This is a genomic window from Lewinellaceae bacterium, assembly GCA_020636105.1.
In the GTDB taxonomy this organism is placed as follows: Bacteria; Bacteroidota; Bacteroidia; order Chitinophagales; family Saprospiraceae; genus BCD1.
In genome coordinates this window covers 226784-247809 of sequence record JACJYL010000002.1, presented here as the reverse complement: position 1 = coordinate 247809, position 21026 = coordinate 226784, and the positions used below count along the sequence as shown (strand labels likewise).

Annotated in this window: 12 protein-coding genes and 1 pseudogene; 4 read left to right on the top strand and 9 right to left on the bottom strand. The window is 45.2% G+C overall.

Annotated elements, in window-relative coordinates; all coding sequences use genetic code 11:
• Positions 1-34: 34 nt before the first annotated feature.
• Positions 35-5623 (bottom strand): hypothetical protein, encoded by a 5589-nt coding sequence (locus H6571_18410; protein MCB9325716.1) that lies wholly within the window; start codon positions 5621-5623, stop codon positions 35-37.
• A gap of 830 nt (positions 5624-6453) precedes the next feature.
• Between H6571_18410 and H6571_18405 the strand changes: the two genes are divergently transcribed.
• Positions 6454-7824, top strand: coding sequence for a hypothetical protein (locus H6571_18405; protein MCB9325715.1), 1371 nt, complete (start codon positions 6454-6456; stop codon positions 7822-7824).
• Positions 7825-7951: 127 nt separating this feature from the next.
• Entirely contained in the window at positions 7952-10771 is a 2820-nt protein-coding gene (locus H6571_18400) for a carboxypeptidase-like regulatory domain-containing protein (protein MCB9325714.1), read from the top strand.
• Between the two features lie 162 nt (positions 10772-10933).
• On the opposite strand, the gene H6571_18395 is transcribed toward H6571_18400, so the two are convergent.
• The 5 genes and pseudogenes from H6571_18395 to H6571_18375 form a co-directional block, all read right to left on the bottom strand.
• Positions 10934-12013, bottom strand: coding sequence for a bifunctional 3-deoxy-7-phosphoheptulonate synthase/chorismate mutase type II (locus H6571_18395; protein MCB9325713.1), 1080 nt, complete (start codon positions 12011-12013; stop codon positions 10934-10936).
• Positions 12014-12134: 121 nt separating this feature from the next.
• Positions 12135-13106 (bottom strand): prephenate dehydrogenase, encoded by a 972-nt coding sequence (locus H6571_18390; GenBank protein MCB9325712.1) that lies wholly within the window; start codon positions 13104-13106, stop codon positions 12135-12137.
• A pseudogene (locus H6571_18385) lies at positions 12997-14181 on the bottom strand (aminotransferase class I/II-fold pyridoxal phosphate-dependent enzyme). Before H6571_18385 ends, H6571_18390 begins: the two are co-directional and overlap by 110 nt.
• 56 nt (positions 14182-14237) lie before the next feature.
• Positions 14238-15125 carry a prephenate dehydratase gene (locus tag H6571_18380; protein MCB9325711.1) on the bottom strand — a complete coding sequence of 296 codons (888 nt, stop codon included), beginning with the start codon at positions 15123-15125 and terminating at the stop codon, positions 14238-14240.
• Positions 15126-15503: 378 nt separating this feature from the next.
• Positions 15504-16115, bottom strand: coding sequence for a LysE family transporter (locus H6571_18375; protein ID MCB9325710.1), 612 nt, complete (start codon positions 16113-16115; stop codon positions 15504-15506).
• 106 nt (positions 16116-16221) lie between these two features.
• On the opposite strand from H6571_18375, the gene H6571_18370 reads away from it, so the two are divergent.
• Both H6571_18370 and H6571_18365 read left to right on the top strand, forming a co-directional pair.
• Positions 16222-16446 (top strand): hypothetical protein, encoded by a 225-nt coding sequence (locus H6571_18370; GenBank protein ID MCB9325709.1) that lies wholly within the window; start codon positions 16222-16224, stop codon positions 16444-16446.
• A 35-nt stretch (positions 16447-16481) separates the two neighbouring features.
• A complete protein-coding gene (locus tag H6571_18365; GenBank protein ID MCB9325708.1) occupies positions 16482-16805 on the top strand; it encodes a rhodanese-like domain-containing protein in 324 nt (107 codons plus the stop codon).
• A 107-nt stretch (positions 16806-16912) separates the two neighbouring features.
• Here H6571_18365 and H6571_18360 read toward each other — a convergent pair whose 3' ends face one another.
• The 3 genes from H6571_18360 to H6571_18350 all read right to left on the bottom strand — a co-directional run bounded on the left by H6571_18360 (position 16913) and on the right by H6571_18350 (position 20785).
• Positions 16913-19108, bottom strand: a complete 2196-nt coding sequence (locus H6571_18360) for a glutamine synthetase III (GenBank protein MCB9325707.1) — start codon at positions 19106-19108, stop codon at positions 16913-16915.
• Positions 19109-19517: 409 nt separating this feature from the next.
• Positions 19518-19865, bottom strand: a complete 348-nt coding sequence (locus H6571_18355) for a hypothetical protein (GenBank protein MCB9325706.1) — start codon at positions 19863-19865, stop codon at positions 19518-19520.
• Positions 19866-19870: 5 nt separating this feature from the next.
• Positions 19871-20785: a ribonuclease Z gene (locus H6571_18350; GenBank protein ID MCB9325705.1), complete on the bottom strand. Its 915-nt coding sequence runs from the start codon at positions 20783-20785 to the stop codon at positions 19871-19873.
• Positions 20786-21026 lie beyond the last annotated feature (241 nt).

The following is a 21026-nucleotide window of genomic DNA, read 5'->3' as shown; positions in this document are numbered from 1 at the left end:
AACCAGCAACGAGCAAAGATTAACCAGCAACCGGTTATATCGTCTTCGGCACGCCTACTTCCACCCACATGCCCTGAGTATTGGCATTGATGGAATGATCGTACATGGCTTCACACGATACCGCCGGGAGATAAAATTTACCCTGGTAGGCGGCATTCAGTTGTACGCGATAAATCTTTGTTTTGCCTCTTCCGATATCAAAGAAAGTGTTCACCCGATCATCCCGGAAGTCCTGATAATCGGACGCGTCACCGGGATTGAAGGCCTGAAGGCCATCCATCCGTGTATTGGTGATCTCCCATCCTGAGGGGAATACCTGGCTCAGGGCCAGCTCGTCAAAATCAATTGGCCGGCTGTCCGGGTGGGAAATGCGCACCTCAGCGATGAAGTCCGTTCCCTGTGCAATGCTTTCCGGGTTGAGCGTTTTGCCTTCCATTGTGGAATAATTCACGGTAATCTTCAGATCATTGGAAAGGGCCTGTTCCTGACCGGAAACCGGTTGTCCTCTCAGGATCACCCTTGCAAACAATGGGGAATTGCCCGGATTCTTCACCTCTGCACTGTGATCACCTTGATCAATATTGAGGCCAATTTGCATGACCGGGCTTTTGCTTCCGGTATTGGTCATTTTGCCATTGGCCACCTTATAGGCAAAATTCAGGTTTTTAGGTATATCGCCTTCGCCAACGTATTTACCGATGGCCAAAAGGGAAAAAGCAATGGTTTGCGTACTTTGCCAGCGTGAGTTGCTCAATTGTTCCGACAGGTATTTCACCACCGTGGCAGCTTTTACCTGATCATCCAACAGCACCAGGGTTTCCAGGATCATCGCACGGTCGCGGATGCCCGAGCCATAGGTGTAAGACAACTCCTGGTAATCTGCCACTTCCGTACTGGCTTTATTGACGAGTTGTTTGGCAATGTCTTTTTTGCCGCTCAGGGCGTAGGCAGCGGCGAGTCTCCAGCGTGCCTGAAGTCCCAGGTTTTTGGATTCCCGTAGTCGGTTCATCGCTCCGAGATCCGGTTCGCCATAAAGCGCCAGGGTATAAAGACGATAGGCCTGGCTCAACTCATTGCTCTGGTAATTGTAAAAACCATAATCCTTTTCATCCACGCGCCACATTTTTGCCACCTTTTTCTGGAATTTCACCCAGTTGTCAAGAAGTCCGTTAGGTACAGTATAACCAAGGGCTTTGGCTTCCAAAAGGAAATGACCTGCATAACTGGTAGACCAGTGGTCGGGGCTGGAATTGCCCGGCCAGTAGGCAAATCCTCCGGTGGAAGTCTGGAAGAGTTTCAGCCTGTCGATGGTAGCTTTTATGTGTTTCGGAACGCTTTCTTTCTGATCGCCATCCAGCTCAAGGAGTTTATTGACGTACAACTGTGGGAAACCTCCTGAGAGGGTTTGTTCAATACAACCGTAGGGATATTGCAACAGGTATTCCAGTCGCTCCCCAAGGTTGATCGGAGGAATGCTGGAAACCTCCAAAACGCCTTCATTGGTACCGGTCATACCCACGGGATCGAAGCTCACTTTCCAGCTTTCTCCGGCGGCCAGCACTTTATTGTACACCTGGGTGGAATAAGGATTAGGGTTCCTCACCTGGATTTCAATTTCCTGTGAAGTTTGTTCGCCACCGCCGCTAGCTGATATTTTAAATTTGGCCACACCAACACTTTCTTTCATCCTGATGCGGAAGGTGACCAGTTTGTCTCCCGGCTTTGAGAAGGATATCGACTGGCTATTGCCACCTTCCAGAAGTGCGAGTCCGCTGGATTCTTCTACCGTGATGGTGGCCTTGCTCACTTTTTTGTCCATGGCAAAAACATTGACAGGAAGCAGTACTTCCTCCCCGGGGCTAAGCACCCTCGGTAAGGTGGCCAGCACCATCAGCGGTTTCTTAACAGGTATGGTTTTCTCGAAACTTCCGTAAGCCTTTTCTGTATTGGCGGCCACGACCATCGCCCTGACTGCGCCAACATAGTTTGGCATAATGAGTGTATGTTTGGCCTTTTTGCCTTTTTTGAGGGTAAAGGGCCCGAGGTGCATCACAACAGGTTTGAAACGGTTGGCGGATTCTTCCACATCCGGATTGATCACTTCTCCGTCTCCCCCTATACTCAGTATTTGTTCGAGTTTGCCGCCATAAGCACCAAGCACATAGTTGTACATATCCCAGGTGCGAATGCCCAGGGCTTCCTTGGCATAAAAAGTATTCCATGGATCGGGGGTCTTGTAGCGGGTGAGTCCCAGCAGCCCTTCATCAACAATATCAATGGTATAGGCCATTTCCTTGCCATTGGATTCGCTAACCTCCATTTCAAATTTTTCTTCCGGCCGCAATTCATCGGCGATCTTCAATTTGGGCATCAGGTGGGTATTTTTATCTTCGACCAAGATCGGAATGATGCCATAAAGACGGATAGGAAGGTCATTGTTCACCTGGGCGTGCTCCTGCAACAAGGCCACATGAGCATAAACATTGGGCGCCATTTCGGAAGTGGTTTCAAAGTAGAATACATTTTCTCCTTCTTTGGCTTCAGCCCAGAACGATTGCAATACTTTTGAACCGTTTTCGATGGTGATCAGTGCTCTTCCGGTCTTGCCCATTGGAATGGTCAGTTTTACCTTCTCTCCAATGTTGTATTTTGATTTGTCGGAGCTGAAATTCAACATGGCGGCAGCCTCCTTGTTTTGGCCTTCATCTTCTCCGTATGGGTAACCTGCATAAAAAAAGTCTCCGGAGCAGTGGCCGCTTTCCGGATCACAGACGCGGACGAGGTATCTTCCCCATTCCTTGACATTGACCGTCCATTTGGCTTCCCCTTTACTATTGGTGGTGAGGGTAGCCTTTTCATTGGCATCATAGTGGCTGCCTGAATTATAGCGAGATACATCGTCGTAGCCATAATCCCACCACCAACGCCAATTGATGCGGTACAGGCCAACTTCCAGTTTCCTGTTGGCTTTGGGTTTACCTTGTTCATCCACGGCAACAAAAGACAGAGACTCGTCTTTTTTCAATTCCAGTTCCTTGCCTCCGTAGGTATCTTCAGGAATGGCAATCCCCGCATAAACCTCAAAAGGAGAGTAGGGGAGTGAGAAATTGTCGGTACTGAAATCGCCGCCTTTTTCAAAAACCCTGGATTTGAAGGAGGCGCTTAATTTTCCGGGAACGAGTTTGTTGTTGAGTAATGTTGTATTGATGGTGGCTTTTCCTTCGCCATTGAGGGGACCGTCAAAAATGGTGCGGGCTTCCATGTTGAGGCGACGGGCAGGATCATCAAAAACAAAATCGGCATATTTTTCAAAGGTAGTTTTTGTGGAGCGCACCTCAACCTCAACGATGGCCTTCAGGTCGGAAGCCGGGGCTCCGTGGAGCCATCTTGCCTGAATGGTACCTTGCAGGGGCTCGTTGGAGGAACGTAACACTTCGGAGCCGAAATCCAGGTCGATCTTAAGCCTGTTGGGTTTTACGGTTTCTATTTTAAGATTTTTGTGAAAATAGGCTCCACCTGCCTTAATGTTGACGGCATAGTTACCGGTGGGAGCATCGGGAGAAGTTTCAAAAAACAATGGATAAATGCCACGGACATTCCCGGAGGTATTGCGTTTTTCAATGACCTGTCCACGGGGGTCAGTGACTTCCATACTGATTGGGTAATTGGCCGGAAGGGCGCCTTTTTCATCTTCAAGGATAAAGTTGAGGTAGATGGAATCCCCGGGCCGCCAAACACCGCGTTCCCCGTAGATGAACCCTTTAAGGCCTTTCTGTGCCTGTGCGCCGGAAACATCAAACCTGCTCATAGAAAGGGTGTATCCTTCCTGGAGTTTCAAATACCCCTGGTCGCCGCCACTTTTTGCCACCACTACAAAAGGCTCACGTTCAAGCCTGACAGTGGCCATTCCTTTTGCATCCGTCTGGCCCAGGCCGATAGGCTGCTGCTGGAAGTCGAAAAACTGAACGGTAACGCCGGAGACCGGCTTCGCATCCCGCAGGTCGGTGACCACGGTGAAATACGTTTTATCATTATTGCCTTTAACGATTATCCCAAGGTTGGAGGCAATTACATTGCGACTCACAAAACGATCGGCGTTGTAATAGGCTGGTTTGCACGGATCTTCGCGGTCCGCCCAGGAATAATCCGGGTACCATCCTTCAGGACCGTACCAGTTATCCATGATACTATTTTCCAGATCCTCTTCCTCGCCTACAACGGTAAGGTTTTCTTTTTCTTTGTCATTGTTACAAAAATAGGTTGCGTATTCCGGTTTGAAACCGATCCGAATCTGGTAAATGGCCTGGTTGTCCTGGGCGACTAATTTGCTTAGGTCCAGGGCGTAATTTGACCAGCCATCCGAAGTGGCATCCGCATTCAGGTGTTGGAGGGAAACCTGTTTGCGCATAACGATACGGCCAACCATATAAAGGTCACCCTGGCCATAATCAATGTTGTTGCTTTGTAAAAACTGGAGAATATTATTATTGAAAATTTTAAAAACTTCCACATCCACGGCATTGAGGCCGATGGCCTGGAAAGGAAAGATCAGGCCGTCCGAATTGGGCAGTATGACACCATTCCCGACAAGTTGCACTTCAGGTTTGGCCGATTCGAAGGTAAATACCCAGTTGCCCGGGGTTTTCATCTTCCTGTTCTGAATATTTTTAATGCCGGTGGAAATATTAATCCTGTGCTCGCCTACCAGGTAGCCGGCCGGATAAACGCGGACGAAGTTTCCTTCGATAAGGTAGCGCAAATTGCCCGAAAAATCCGAAATCGTAATCAACCCGTCAAGGTTTTGAGTTTCAAGTAAAGGATCGGAAAAATTGAGCAGGATGTATTTTTCAGCATCATTGACAATATTTACATCGGTTACTTTGAAATCGGAAAGCGAGGGGATTTCAAAAGTCCTTTTGTCTTTTAAATCAACATCCAGGGAGTTACCGTTCCATTTGACTTCCATTTCAGAGGGGTTATCGCCCCGGTTGATGCCTTCCACCCAAAATTCACTGGTCATCTGGCCCGGGTCGTGGTTCCATGTAATGTTGAGGTTGTTTCCTTTCTGGTTGGCGGTAAGCAGTTGTTCGATTTTTTCAGCGTCGGCAATATCAGCCAGCCTGATCTCTCCGGCCAGACGCTGTTTTATAAGTGAATTGGGGTCTTCTGTAGAAAATCCCTTAAAACTCACTTCGAGGAACTGGTCTCGGGTACGAAAGTCAAATTCAAAACTATTGGCTTCTGCCGGTACATTGGAAATGAGTTTTTTTAGGTTGACGGTCCCAATATAGGTCGTTCCGGACTCAAAGGAGGGATCCGGATCGAAACGCAGCGTCTGCTCGTTTTCCCAAACCAGGGTGCCGCTTACAGATGGACTAAAGCTGAGTATTCCCTTCTCTGCAGCTTCACCCACCATTTCCGGGGCGGCTATGGTGCTGGTAAATTGTACCCGGATGGGAGAAGCTTTTGAGATGATGCCCGAAGTATAGCCATAAACATAAGCGCTTACACTTTGAGACATTTCTGCAGCCCTGTTGTCCTTTTTCTTGCAATTGGTGACAAAAAACATCAGGCCGGCGAGCAGGAGCACGGCAGTTAAGTTGATTTTTTTAATGAATGACATAGGGTCGTTAATTTTGAGAATAATTAAAAAAGGAGTCATCCCGGAATTCGTTCGTCTGCTCGGGGGGCACTGAACAAAAAAACGGACAGGGAATAACCATAAAGTTAAGATATAACTGTAATAACTCGGAAGGCAGAGGACTTTTTTTCTAAACAGATATATAACGGTAATTGCTTACAGAATAATACAAAAGTGAAAAGAAAAAAATTCCAGTAGAAAAGTAATATTAAAACTTCGGGTTTCTCAAAAGAAACCAAAAAAAATCACACAAGTATCAGGGAGTTCTGGCCCCTGAAGACATGGTTAGAGTCGCCATTGTGGATCGGTAATCCCCTTGTTCCTTTCGGAAAATCCCCAGTACTGAAGATTGAGGCCCGCCCTAGTCACTTTGAGTCATACTCTAAAGTTTATAATGTTGAGTCAGAACTTTTTGATACTTGCGTGATATCCTTCGCAAGGTACGAAAAATGGAAAAAAGATGCAACAGGAATTTAAGTTTTAACCTTTCAATATTTGCCAACCACAAAATCAGGACATCAGACCTTAGAATTTTCCTTGTTAAAAAATAGGATCTACTTTTTTCTTCCGGTTATTTTCCATTATCAATAAGTTTTCACGAGGCTAATTCTTTGATAAATAAAGGGTTATTCGACACTTGTTTACAATGAGTTAACATACTCATATTTTTTTAACCTAAAGTTAATCTGAAAATCGATTTCACTTTAAGCTTGATCGGTTCCTTTGCAGTGAAATTTTAAACAGGGTTTTATAAATCCAGCTAAATCAGAACTTTTAACACACTATTTTATCTAATAGAAATTTAAAAAATTATGAAAATTCAGAATCTGGTCTTATTCGCTTCAATGGTTTTGGTATTTGTCTTTTCGGGCTGTAATGAAGATCCCGTGGTTACTCCTCCGGATACAACTTCTACCCTGTATGAGGAGCAAAGGATCACTAACGATTGTGATGGCGATGGAACTATTGAGAATTATGACCTGGTATCCGTTACGGACAGAGGGGAAGGAACAGGAACCATTACCTGGACAAAAAACAAAACCTACATCCTGAATGGTCGCGTTTTTGTAAATGATGGCCAGGTGTTGACCATCGAGGCAGGTACGATTATTAAAGGTGCAGCAGGACAGGCAGAAAATGCTGCGGCATTGATCGTTGCAAGAGGCGGTCAGATCAAAGCAGAAGGAACGGCTGCTAATCCTATTGTATTCACTTCAGCTGCTGATGAAATCGCCCGTGATGAAAACGGATCGCTCAATTGTGCAGGCGGGAACCTTGAGCCTTCTTTCCGTGGTCTTTGGGGTGGTTTAATCCTTTTGGGTAATGCTGCGACCAATGCTCCTCAGGCAGAGTTGGCTATTGAAGGTATTCCGACTACGGAACCAAGAGGCCTTTATGGAGGGACTAATGATACCGACAATTCAGGAATCGTAAAGTATGTTTCCATCCGTCACGGTGGATCCAATATCGGTGCCAACAACGAGATCAACGGTTTGACTCTCGGTGCAGTAGGTAGTGGTACTACCATCGATTACGTAGAGATCATCGCCAACAAAGACGACGGTGTTGAGTTCTTCGGCGGTACTGTAAATACAAAACACATCGCTGTAGCTTACTGTGGTGACGACTGTTTCGACACTGACGAAGGATACCGTGGAAAAAACCAGTTCTGGTTTGCTATTCAGGACGATGCCGGTGACAATGGTTCTGAGAATGATGGTGGTCCAAGTGACTGTCTTCTCTGCGAGCCTTTCGCTGCATGGGTAACTTACAATGCAACCTTCGTCGGAAATGGCAGCAACAGGGCTGTGCGTCTCCGTGAAAATTCTGCAGGATCTTACTACAATAGTATTTTTACCAACTATGCAAAAGGACTTGAAATTCTGGATGCTGAAACACTGGCACAATACAATGCTGGTCGCATGGTGCTGGAAAACAATATCCTTTGGAATGTTGCGGCCCCTTTCACTGCTGAGGCTTTGACCGTTGAATCAGAATTGACAGCTGCCGGTAACATTGCTGACCAGGATCCGGGACTGGATGCTAATTATGTTCCTTCTAACACTATTGGAACGGCTTCAACTCCATCAGATTCTTTCTTCGAAACAACCAACTACAAAGGAGCTTTTGCACCTGGCGCACCACGCTGGACCGATGGCTGGACTTTGATTTCCAAATTGTAATCAAAGCCTTTTAAACTTCATTGATACGATTGATTAACGTGCTCTTTTGAACTTTATTAACCAGGTGTCAGGTGATGATAAAAAAAATCCCCTGACACCTTTTTGAATTTTTTAAATCACAGTGGTAATGTATACAAAACAAACAATTTTAAAACTTCTTTTTATTTTTATTCTTGGATCTTCCTTTTCGCTCAATGCCCTGGCTGGGGTCATAAAAGGGCGTGTCATTGATGAAGATGGCCTGGAAGTATTCGGGGCCAACGTAATGATTGAAGCTACCGGAACCGGTACCGTGACCGACTTCGACGGTCGTTTTGAGTTGCTTAATCTCGAAAAAGGTACCTATTCCATCGTCATTTCTTATCTTTCCTACACTACACAAACCATTTCCGATGTAGTTGTTGGTGACGAAACCGTTGTGTTGGGCGACATCAAGATGACTTCCGCAGCCGTGGAGCTGGGAAGCGTTATCGTGTCCGCCAAAGCACTTCAAAATACAGAAAACTCTGTTCAGACGCTTAAACGTAAAAGCATTGGCGCCATCGACGGTATTTCCAGCCAGGCGTTCACCAATACCGGGGACAGCGATGCGGGAGCAGCCATGAAGAGAGTAACAGGTGTTTCCGTTGACGGAGGAAAATACGTTTTCGTCCGCGGGTTGGGAGGCCGTTATTCCAAGACGACTTTGAATGGCCTGGAAATCCCTGGTCTTGACCCTGACCGGAACAGCGTGCAAATGGACATTTTCCCGACCAACCTGATCGAAAATATCATCGTTTACAAAACATTTACGCCAAATCTACCCGGTACTTTTACCGGAGGATTGGTTGACATCAGCACAAAAGATTTTCCTGAAACGATGACCTTTAATGCCAGTGTTAGTGTTGGTATGAATCCTAATGTCAATTTGAATTCCAACTTTATCACCCACCAGGGGAGTAAAACCGACTGGCTCGGGTATGACGATGGTTCAAGAACCATTCCTGCCTCTATTGAAAATAGCAGCATTCATCCTGATTTTGTGTTAGCCGCCACCAACCCTAATGCAAGCGCAGAACTGACTAAAGCGTTTAATAAAGTGGTGGAGACCCAAAATTCGCCTGCACCTCTGGATCACGGAATTTCTTTATCCGTGGGAAACCAGGTAGATCTGTTTGGCAAGAGCCTTGGATTTATTGCAGGGATGACTTACAAGCACAGCTATAACTTCTACGAAAACGGGGTTACCGGCCGCTACCAGTTCATTTCTGCGGATTCGGACAGCCTGAAACTAGACCGTATTTTCAAAGACAATAAAAGCGAAGATGAAGTATTGTGGTCAGCCATTGCTGCCGCAACTTTGAAACTAGACAATGCCAACAAGATCAGTATTTCCTACCTGCATAACCAGTCAGGGATGAAAGAAACACGTTTCCAGGAAGGCCCCCGTTACCTCGAGGCTATTGGCTACCAGGAAAAAACGCTTGCTTACATGCAGCGCAGGCTGGACGTTACCCAAATTAACGGAAAGCATGCTTTAGGAGAAAACGGTAAGTTTAGTGTGGATTGGGCCGGTGCCCTGAGTTTTGCCCACATGGAACAACCTGACCTCAGATTTTTGAACAATGCCTATGAAATAAACAGCAACGGAGACAAAGAATATTCGATCCAGCCTTCTATCGGATTGATTCCTACCCGCTACTGGAGAAACCTGGATGAAATCACCTTCAACGGTAAGATTGACCTGGGGTATACTTTCCAGAACTGGACTTCCAAAAACACTACCGTTAGTGCGGGAGGAGCCTACAATTACAAATCCCGTTCCTTTGGAGAGCAGATCTACCAGTTCAACTCAAACAGTAATGTGTTCCCGGGAAATTTTGACGATTATTTTGCGGACAGCAATATCATCAGCAGCGAAAATTCTAACGGGGTATTCCTGGATGAAGCTACCCTTAGCGGCAATCAGTACGATGCAAGTTCGAATGTGATCAGTGCCTATTCGATGGTTGAAATGCCTTTGACGAACCGGTTGAAGTCTGTTTTCGGAGCCCGTTTCGAATTGGGAACCGTGAATTTTACCAATATCGATTTCAATGATATCAAATTGCTGGACAATGCTGATCTCCTGCCTGCTTTTGGATTGATCTATGAGCCGGTAAAAGATAAGATGAACATCCGTATGTCATATAACCGTACCATTGCCCGGCCTACTTTCAAAGAGCTGGCGCCGGTGGTATTCTTTGAATTTCTGAACAACAGCTTCCTTTTGGGGAACCCTGACCTGAATCGTACCACTGTTGATAACCTCGATTTGCGTTGGGAATACTTCATGAAACCAGGAGAGTTGATTTCATTCAGCCTGTTTTACAAAAACTTCAAGGATCCTATTGAGCTGACCAACAATCCACAAGCCAAAAACGGGGAATGGGTCTTTGAAAATGTAGCAAGAGCCAATGTTTACGGGATAGAATTCGAGTTTCGCAAACAACTTGACTTTATAGCACCGCTGAAAAATTTCACGGTTGGGTCAAACGTCACTTTGATCAAATCTGAGGCTGCCATCAAACCATCGGAGTTGCAGGACATCCGTGCGGTGTATCCCAACGCTTCTGATGTAAGACCTTTATACAGCCAGTCGCCGTACATCATCAATGCCTTTATCAATTACCAAAATCAGATCGGTACGCAGGCTAACCTGAGCTACAATGTGCTGGGTGAAAAATTATACCTTGTGGAGATCGGTGCGCAACCGGATGTTTACGAGCAGCCTTTCCATTCACTGAACTTTAAAGTGTCTCAGCAATTCGGAACCAGCAAACAGTTCAAAGTAAGCTTTGCCGTTAAGAATATCCTGGATGATACTTTTGATCGCTCCAGTGAATTTGCAGGCAATACTTATTTGTTCCAGAGTTACAGACCGGGAAGGGATTTTTCTGTTGGTCTGTCCTATAATTTGGTAAAATAAATTGAATACAATACCACTACAGAATTTATAGAAATATAAATTCAAATAATAACAAAGGGGCTAGATGTAATTACATCCGGCCCCTTGTTTTTATGGATTTTACGGCATTAACTAGAATTACTTTTTCCTTTCCTTCAGAAGAGCGGAATGAAAACAAAATTTTTATTTAGCCTCCACCTCGTTCATAATACTCTCCTGGTGGTTGATTGACTCCTGGTGCACGGCACGAAGAAAGGTGCGTATAAACTCTGGACTCAGCCCCCTCATTTGTCCTAATGCCTGAGTTTTTTCAAGGATCTCATTCCAGCGTTCTGCCTGAAGAATTGCGATATTGTTACGTTTTTTATACCGCCCGATATTTTCAGCGAGTTGCATCCTTTTGCCTAGTAGATTGAGCAATTCCCCATCCACTTCATCGATCTGACTTCTGAGTTGCTCAATAGTATCCAGGTATTCCACGTCATCAGTGGAAGGTTGCCTTAAAACGAGGGTTTTGACCAGGTTTTCAAAAATAACGGGCGTAATTTGTTGTTTGGCATCGCTCCATGCCTCGTCAGGGTTTGGGTGAACCTCGGTCATCAGACCGTCGAAGCTAAGGTCCATGGCAATTTGTGCAACCTCCTGAAGCATCGTCCGCTCCCCGCAAATATGGCTGTTGTCGCAGATGATCTCAATATTGGGAAACTTGCGCTTCAGTTCAATAGGAATCTGCCAGTGGGGGATATTTCTGAACTTTGTTTCTCCATGATAGGAAAAACCACGATGGATGACGGCAATCCTATGGATCCCTGCCTTATAAATACGTTCTATGGCCCCGATCCAAAGGCTGAGATCCGGGTTGACAGGATTTTTGATCATAACAGGAATATCAATGCCGGCCAGGGCATCGGCGATCTCCTGTACGGCAAACGGATTGACGGTGGTTCTGGCTCCGATCCATAAGGCATCGATCCCATGTTTGATGGCTTCAAATACGTGGTTACTGTTGGCGACTTCCGTGGTCACTTTCAGTCCTGTCTCTTCTTTGACTTTCCGGAGCCATTCCAGTCCCGGGCGTCCTGATCCTTCAAAACTTCCCGGCCGGGTACGTGGCTTCCAGATGCCCGCACGAAAAAAATCAACGTTCATATTGACCAGTCCGCGGGCTGTTTCGAGGACCTGTTCTTCTGTTTCGGCACTACAAGGTCCTGCAATGATGATAGGACGTTTATGTGGCGTGTCTAAAATGGATTCAATTTGCATGGTATTTTATAGTTTATTTTTTCATTAAAGGGATCATATGATCCAGTATTCAATAATTCAATGTATTCATCCGTAGGTCGGGAGGCTTTATTTTGTTGTAAGTGACCCTTCCACCGTCCTCTTATTTTATGATCCTTCTAATCTCATTCGACGCTTTGATCTGTTCGTAAAAGGCATCAAAGTCTTTTTTGATCAATAAACTGCGAAAATGGGCCAGTTGGTTAATGTGTTCATCTAAAACATCCAGCACATTGTCCCGGTTTTGTCGGAAAATGGGAATCCACATATCCGGAGAACTTTTGGCCAGGCGTACCGTTGAGGCAAAACCACCGCTGGCCAGTTCGAAAATCCTGTCTTCGTCTTTTTCTTTGGCCAAAACCGTCAGGGCCAGGGCAAAAGAACTTATGTGCGAAATATGGGAAACATAGGCTGCATGGACATCGTGTGGTTTGGGGTCGAGGTATATTTTTGTCATCGGAATAGAGCCATACAGGCTATACACCTTATCCAATGCCACGGGGTTGCTTTTTTCGGGTTCACAGATCACGCAGCACTTGTTGTCGAACAAGTTCGGCACGGCAGCCTCTGGTCCTGAATATTCGGTTCCCGCCATAGGGTGGGTGGAAACAAAATTGCCCCTTTTAGGGTGATGGGCCACCACAGCATGTAACTTCTCCTTTGTCGATCCCACATCCATGACCACCTGGTGCTCAACCATATCCAGTACGGTGGGCAGTAAATGGAGCATGATGTCAACCGGCGTTGACAGTACGACAATGTCAGATTTGTCAATCGCTTCTTTCATGGGCAGATCTTCATCGATCAAACGTCTTCGGTAGGCTTTGTTAATATTTTCAGGATTGATGTCAACTCCGATAATGTGTTGTGCAAAACCATTCTCTTTCAAGGTAATGGCGAGCGAACCTCCGATTAATCCTATGCCTATTATGGTAATGGTCATGTTGCTTTTACTTGTTGCTTGTTTGTATTCGGTTGATGGCTTCCCTGAATACTTCTTTTTTGCTGCACAGGGCAATACGCACAAATGATTCGCCTTGTGAACCGAAGATGCCCCCGGGAGTGATAAATACATGAGCCTTGTCCAGGACTTCATCAGAAAGTTCGTAGGAACTTCTGTATTTTTCAGGAATTCTGGCCCATACGAACATTCCTACCTGTTTCGTATCGTAGGTGCAGTTGAGCTGATCCAGCAATTCAAATACGATGCCCCTTCTTTCTTTGTAAATTTCGTTCAGTTCCCGGTACCATGAGGCTGGGCTGGTCAGTGCTTTGGCCGCCGCCAGCTGCGCCGGTTTGAACATTCCGGAATCCATATTGCTTTTAAATCTCATAATATTGCTGAGAAAGGAGGCTTTGCCGGCCAGCATTCCAATACGCCATCCTGCCATGTTGTGGGATTTACTCAAAGAGTTCAGTTCCAGGCATACATCCTTGGCGCCGGGAATACTCAGTATGCTTTTTTGATTTTCATTGAGAATGAAAGCATAGGGATTGTCATTGACGATCAGGAAAGCATTTTTTCGGGCGATCCGGATCAGCCTGGTGAAAAAATCATCGTCGGCATTTGCCCCGGTAGGCATATTCGGGTAACTGACCCACATGATTTTTACTTTGCTCAGGTCTTGCTGCTCCAGGGCATCGAGATCGGGCATCCATCCATTGTGCTCTTCGAGTTTGTATTCGCGGAGGGTGGCCCCGGCAAGTTTCGAAACGGCGCTGTAGGACGGGTATCCCGGATTGGGTACCAAAGTTTCATCGCCCGCTTCCAGGAAAGTCATGGCAATATGCATGATACCTTCCTTGGAACCGATCAAAGGCAGGATTTCATTTTCAGGATCGAGCTGCACACTGAACCATTGGGCGTACCAACTGGAAAAGGCATGCCTCAATTCCGGGATGCCATTATAACTTTGGTATCCGTGATTATCCTCCTGCCTGATCCGGGTTGTAAATTCATCGATCACTTCCGGCGCAGGAGACAGGTCCGGACTGCCAATGCCTAAGTTGAGTATGTTTTTCCCTTCTCCCCTCATTTGTGCGATCTGGCGTAATTTTTGGGAAAAATAGTATTCTTTCACTTCTCCTAGCCGGCTTGCTGTTTTAATTTCAGGTATGGGGGGCAAAATATGCAGATTCGGTTGAGTCATGGTTTGATAAATTTTAGTGGTATTATCTTATGATTTTTCTGGTTGATTATGCAGGGTCAATAATCATGATGCTGACCAATAGGATAAGCACCGAGGACCTTTAAATTTTGGGTGATGGGGCGAATGGCTCCGATCCCTTGTTCAAAACTGATCTTCCCGCCCATTACAAAATCCACGAAAAACATGTATTCCCAGGGTTTACCTATTATGGGAGTGGACTGGATTTTGGTCAGGTTAAGATTATAGGCAGCCATCAGGGCTAAAACGCTATGCAGGCTTCCCACTTCGTGAGTGAGAGAAAAACTGATGGAAACTTTATTGGCTTTTTGATCTTCCATGAAATGGCTGTTACGCCTGAGAACCAAAAAACGGGTATGATTTTTATGATGCGTTTCAATACTTTCCGCGATGATTTCCATACCGTATAGATCGGCCGCCAGGGTGCTGGCAATGGCTCCTGTATCGGTGAGGTTATGGTCCAGGATGTTTTTGGCGCTCAGGGCGGTATCCACGGTTTCGACGAGTCGGATGTGAGGGTGTTGTATGAAAAATTTGCGACATTGCTCAATGGCTACCGGGTGGGAGTGCACTTCCTTGAGGTCTTCGAGTTTGACACCTGGCAGCACCATGAGGTTTTGTTTGATGCGTAGGAAAACTTCCCCGGAGATGGTCAGTTGCGATTCATTGAGCAAAGAGTAATTGTGCATAAGGCTTCCTGCCAGGGTATTTTCGATGGCCATCAGGGCGGCATCAATGGTGGTGTCTGTTTCCAGCTTTTCCACCAGCTCTTCAAAGGTATGTGCCGGCACCACATCAATATCGTGGTCTTTGAAACAAAGCCTGGAGGCGATGTCGTGAAATGCCCCGGCATAACCCTGGATGGCTACCCTTAGGGAGGGCTTTGTTTTTGTTATGATCTCAATGTCTTGTTCCGGCCTTACCATTTTGTTTATTTTTAGATAAAAAAAAAGCCCCATGTGCGGGGCCTTTATTTGTGTTAATTGTACAGCAAATCAAGCCCTGCTACGCATTGCTAAAAAAGTAAAAAAAGAAATAATTAAAAAAACTTGATTTTTTAAGCATGGTTTTAATTGATTTGAGCACAAAAAAAAAGTCCCGGTTGAACGGGACTTCCTATTTTATATCTTTTCTCAGATGAACAAAATTTGGTAGTCCCTTACGGTTGAGCGTAAAAGTAAAAACCAAAAAAATAGTTATTGTTCAAATGAGCTTTCATCAAAATTATTTTTGTTTCGCTGTTGCAAACGTATGGATTAAATAAACGTAATGCAAGGAATTTGTATATTTTTTAAAAAAAATTATCAAAAAAAGCTGATTGCTTGAATTACCGCTAAAGCAACAAACAAGGCACTAAGGATATAATTGATGTTTTTGGCAATGAATTGGGCACGTTTTACAATGACTTCAGCGAATTTGGCATAAGTAGCAAAAAGCGCGAAGGCCCCGATCACAGCTCCTAATACAAAAACGGTAATATAGGGGTGTTGCAAAATGATCAGCCCTTTGGCTTCCATGATCGAGCTGTAACCAAAATAAAAGGGAATGGCCAGTGCATTCAAAGATGACATCAGCATGCCGGTGTAAAAACTGTTGCCTTTTTTTTGCTTGCCCTGAGCCTTGAATTGTTTTCTTGCCTGGGTAAAGAAAAAAACAGCCAGCAGGATGAAAATGCCTGTGGCGACTTTTTTCAGTACATCAAATATTTCGGGGTGTGCATTGAGGTATTTCGCAAAGGTAAGGGCCGTAAATGCCTGTATGATCACTATTGAAGCGGCCCCAGCAGAAAACCGAAGTCCGCATTTCATTCCTTTTTCAATGCTGGTCCTCACAGCTGTCATATTGAGCATACCCGGAGGCACCAGCCCCAAAAATGCCATTCCAAATCCTAATGTTAAATGTACGACGTAACCCATTGTATTCTTTTTTATGAAATCGTTTTTCTTTTCGGAATAAGTTCAAAGGCAAAAAACAGGCATTTTTAACCTTAAATCGGTGATAATTGTCACAAATACCAATTTTTTGACTGCTCTGAACAGCCGGTATTACAACCATTTAATTGCTTTGAGTCAGCGAAAGGGGATTAGAAAGATTGAACTTTCCAGACCACCGGTAAGGGATACTGCTTCGCTCAACTTGAACACCTGGAACCATTTGAACTACTTTGAACAACCCGACCTGCAGTACGGCATTATCGTTCCATCAATTGTTGACCATGTGACAAAGGTCACCGGAGTTCAGTTGTAGAATGATGAACTTTGCAGCACAAAAAATTAACACCAATGAGTTTTCTGAAAAAATTATTTGGCGGCCCTGAAATCGAATCTGCCGAGTCGATCAGAGCCAAAGTAAAAAAAGGGGCATTGATCCTGGATGTTCGTACAGAACAGGAGTTTGAATCGGGCCACATTCTCGGTGCCGTAAATATCCCTTTGGGAATGATCAACGAGGTGGCTGAGGACATAAAAAAACAAAAAAAGGTGGTGCTGGCCTATTGCCGTAGCGGGCGGAGAAGTGAAATGGCGACCAATTTACTAAAGCGCAGAGGGGTAGAGGTTTATAATGCCGGAGGCTATGCCGGATTAAATGCCATTTTAAAGCGGTAAAATTGGCAAAGTCCACATTCCTTCAACCCCGGAACAGAAAAAAAACGACCCGGACTTTACTTTTAGGCAAAATTCGGGTCGTTTCACGTTAATGAGAGAAGGGGAATTTATTTCACAAACATCAACTCACGGTACTTAACCATTGGCCAATCCTGATCGTCAATGATATATTCTAATTTGTCAGCGTTGTAACGAATCGTTTCCATGTAAGGTTTCACCTTATTGCAGTAAGCCTTTGCCATTTCAGGAGCATGTTCGATTTTGTTCGCTTTCTTACGCTCGTTGATCATGGCTTCCACCTCTTTTCTGATTTCTCTGACGTGATGTGAAATGCGCTTGATATCATCCAGCTGGCCCGCATAATCAGCTTCCGGTAAGCCGAGTTCCTTCATACTGAGTACATTATCAAGGAGTACGTTTTGGTACTTCACAGCAGCAGGTACAATATGGTTTAACGTCAGTTCTCCCATGACCCTGGCTTCAATCTGTACCTTAAGCGTATAGTTTTCACACATCACATCATAGTGAGCTTCCAGTTCCTTTTCGGAAAAAACCTGGCTGTGTTTAAACAATGCCTTTGAACTTTCAGACATATAAGCTTCGAGGGCGTCAGGGGTGTTTGGTGTGTTGGCGAGGCCGCGTTTGGCAGCTTCTTTTTTCCACTCATCGCTGTAACCGTCCCCTTCAAAAAGAATGGGCTGGAATTCTTTGATGTATTTTTTGATGACTTTAAGGGCAGCTGTGTTCACTTTGACACCCTCCTTATCCACAATAGACTGTACATCGGCATAGAATTCCTCCAGTTGTTTACCAACGATGGTATTCATGATCGTCATCGGGGCGGCGCAGTTCATGGAAGAACCGACCATCCTGATCTCAAATTTATTACCGGTGAACGCAAATGGAGAAGTTCTGTTACGGTCCGTATTATCTTTTTCCAGGCTCGGCACCTTGCTCAGTAAATCGAGTACTTTTTTAACATCGGCAGAGTCTACTGCCCCTCCTTTCAAAACGTCATTCAATACCCTGGTCAAAGTTTCTCCAAGGAAAACAGAAATGATCGCAGGAGGCGCTTCATTGGCTCCAAGACGATGGTCGTTGGAAGCTGAAGCTACACTGGCCCTGAGTAGATTGGCATGTTTGTAAACAGCCATGATGGTATTGACAAAGAATGTCAGGAACATCAGGTTTTTGCCAGGGATTTCTCCAGGAGACAAGAGGTTCTTACCTGTATTCGTGGCCATTGACCAGTTGTTGTGTTTCCCGGAACCGTTCACTCCGGCGAATGGCTTTTCGTGCAACAATACCCTCAGCCTATGACGCTGGGCCACCCGGTCCATCAAATCCATCAGCAGCTGGTTGTGGTCTACGGCAACATTGACATCCTCGAAAATCGGAGCAAACTCGTACTGGCCGGGACCTACTTCATTGTGCCGGGTAGTGATCGGAATGGCCAGTTTGTGACATTCGATCTCCAGGTCGCGCATGAAAGCGTAGGCCCGCTGTGGAATGGTTCCAAAATAATGATCATCGAGCTGCTGTCCTTTCGGGCTGTGTTTGCCCAGCAGGGTGCGGCCGGTCATGACGAGGTCGGGTCGGGCGTGGTACAAAGCTTCATCTACCAGGAAGTATTCCTGCTCCCATCCCAGGGTAACAAAGACCTTATCTACTTTTCGATCGAATAATTTACATACAGGAACAGCAGCCTGTTCCAGGAAGGCCTGGGATTTGAGCAGTGGAAGTTTGTAATCGAGGGCTTCCCCGCTGTAGGTTACAAATATGGTGGGGATACACAGCGTTTTCCCGTCACTCATTTCAATGATAAAGGCAGGAGAAGAAGGATCCCATGCCGTATAACCGCGCGCCTCAAAAGTGGAACGCAGTCCACCGCCCGGGAAACTCGAGCCGTCAGGTTCCTGCTGAGCCAGCCTGTCCCCGCTGAAGGTTTCCAAAAAGCTGCCGTCAGGCTTTAGCGTAAAAAAGGAATCGTGTTTTTCAGCGGTCCTTCCGGTAAGGGGCTGAAACCAGTGGGTAAAGTGGGTAGCTCCATGATCCATAGCCCAACGTTTCATGGCTTCCGCCACAATGTCGGCATCTTTTCGGGAAATCTTTGCTCCCGAATCAATGGCCTGTTTTACGTTTTTGTATGATTTTTCTGTAAGATATTCCTTCATTTTAGCGTCATTAAAAACAAGACTGCCGAAATAAGAAGAAATTTTTTCTTTAGGATCGTTGATCTGAACGAAATCATCCTCCGTCCTGGTGAGAATGTTTTCAATTGCACTAAATCTTGAATGACTCATTGATGTTTGAATGTTGATTGAAGTAAATGAAAAATGAAACCTTATACGAGGTGGCTTAACAACCTCATTTTTTTTACGGTTAATTTGGTCAGGAAAAACTGGAAATATTCGAAAACTTATCCTCGAAAATGGAAATTAAGGGGTTGATTAATTCAAAATTGTAAAAAAAGATGGTCTTATTTCATCGTGACCTGGAAGCCGGTTTATGATTGGTTAGATGCAAAAGAACAACATATTAGTTTTTTTTAATTTTTAAGAAATTATCGATTTTTACACGGTAATTTCGAAAAAACAGGTCAAAAATCTAAAGTTGAACCTAAATTTGAAGTCAAATGTAGCGTTTTTAATGAAAATTTGCAGTAAAAAATAAAATAATAAAAAAAATAATTTTTTCAGCTAAGGATGAAAATCAGTATTTTCCTTCCATACTTTCGGTATAATGCACCTCGCCGAGCCTGAATTTAAATGGAACACGAAGTCTCTTTTCAATTTTGACTTCCAACCGGCAGAAAAAAGGAATTTCATCGATATTATAAGGCGCCAGTAACTGTTGTTCCAATCCGGGGAAATCAACCCGCTGAGGATCGTCCTCCAATAAAGGCATGGCATGAAAAATGGGGAGGGTAATTTTTAAAGGAGCCGAAGATTCATTTTGCAGATCCAGGATGGATTTTCCGTTGATGGAAAAATCGTATTGCCCGATAGCCATGGATACGGCCATCATAAAGACTGAGACTAAAATATATTTTCTGATCATATCCTTCATGTTTTTCTTTTGGGCATTTCAACGATATCGCCGTCCTTCATACAAACAACATGCTCGAATAATGGTTTGGCTTCCCTGGCAAAAGCTTCCTCATCCTGGTACCGTTGTGAAAAATGGGTGAGCGTCAGCCACCGGGCTCCGGCATTCGCGGCGATCTTTGCGGCTTGTGCTGCGGTAAGGTGCCCGAAATCATGTGCCTCCTGTCGGTGTTCGTTCAAAAAAGTGGCTTCGCAGACCATTAGGTCGACATTCTGCGCCAAACGCACGGCATTGTCACAAACCCTGGTGTCGAGTATAAAGGCAAAGGATTGACCAGGCTTTGGCACACTCACGGCTTCCAGCGATATCTGCTTTCCGCTCACTGTAATGCTGCCCTCTTTTTTTAGTTGTCCGACTATCGGTCCTTCCAGCCCCAGTGCCTTCAACTTTTCGGGAACAAAGCTAATCCCGTCACGTTCCTGTAACCTATAACCCCAGCAATCCACCGTATGATCCAGGGGTAGGGTAGTGATGGAAATTTTTTCATTTTCAAAAAGAACCCCGGCTTCTTTAAAAGGCATCGGCCGGATGTCGGCCCGGTCGTGGAAAATAGAGGCCTGCCTCATCCGGTTGAAATATTCCATCCCGGAAGCCGGAAAATATACTTCCACCGGGTGGGATACATTATCCAGGGAAATGCGTTGCAATATGCCGGGCAACCCCAGGCAATGATCTCCATGAAAATGGGTGATGAAAATTTTGGTGATTTCATGGGCAGAAATACTGGCATAGATCATCTGTCGCTGGGTGCCTTCTCCCGGATCAAACAGAAAACCCTGATCATCCCATCTCAGGAAGTAACCGTTCTGGTTTCGTTTTCGCGTGGGTACCTGTGGCGCAGTACCCAGGGCATAAAATTTTCTTTCTGACATGTTGCGAATATCGGAAATGTAGGGAAGGATTCAAAACACATAGTCACATAGTGCATATAGTTTTTGTTATAAGGCTATGTGCACTATGTGCCTATGTGTTAAGCTTCCGCGGTTTTAGTCAGGCAAATGCCTGGGATAGATTTTACTGCAACAACACAAAATCCCCCGTAACCAACGAATTTTCTTTCTGACATGTTGCGAATATCGGCAAGGTAGGGGGGTATTCAAAACACATAGTCAC

Bases quoted from the DNA above. Each gene is read 5' to 3' on its own strand.
- H6571_18405 (MCB9325715.1), top strand. From the start codon at position 6,454: ATGAAAATTCAGAATCTGGTCTTATTCGCTTCAATGGTTTTGGTATTT.
- H6571_18375 (MCB9325710.1), bottom strand. From the start codon at position 16,115: ATGGGTTACGTCGTACATTTAACATTAGGATTTGGAATGGCATTTTTG.
- H6571_18365 (MCB9325708.1), top strand. From the start codon at position 16,482: ATGAGTTTTCTGAAAAAATTATTTGGCGGCCCTGAAATCGAATCTGCC.
- H6571_18360 (MCB9325707.1), bottom strand. From the start codon at position 19,108: ATGAGTCATTCAAGATTTAGTGCAATTGAAAACATTCTCACCAGGACG.
- H6571_18400 (MCB9325714.1), top strand. From the start codon at position 7,952: ATGTATACAAAACAAACAATTTTAAAACTTCTTTTTATTTTTATTCTT.
- H6571_18380 (MCB9325711.1), bottom strand. From the start codon at position 15,125: ATGGTAAGGCCGGAACAAGACATTGAGATCATAACAAAAACAAAGCCC.
- H6571_18355 (MCB9325706.1), bottom strand. From the start codon at position 19,865: ATGATCAGAAAATATATTTTAGTCTCAGTCTTTATGATGGCCGTATCC.
- H6571_18410 (MCB9325716.1), bottom strand. From the start codon at position 5,623: ATGTCATTCATTAAAAAAATCAACTTAACTGCCGTGCTCCTGCTCGCC.
- H6571_18390 (MCB9325712.1), bottom strand. From the start codon at position 13,106: ATGTATTTATCACTCCCGGGGGCATCTTCGGTTCACAAGGCGAATCAT.
- H6571_18350 (MCB9325705.1), bottom strand. From the start codon at position 20,785: ATGTCAGAAAGAAAATTTTATGCCCTGGGTACTGCGCCACAGGTACCC.
- H6571_18395 (MCB9325713.1), bottom strand. From the start codon at position 12,013: ATGCAAATTGAATCCATTTTAGACACGCCACATAAACGTCCTATCATC.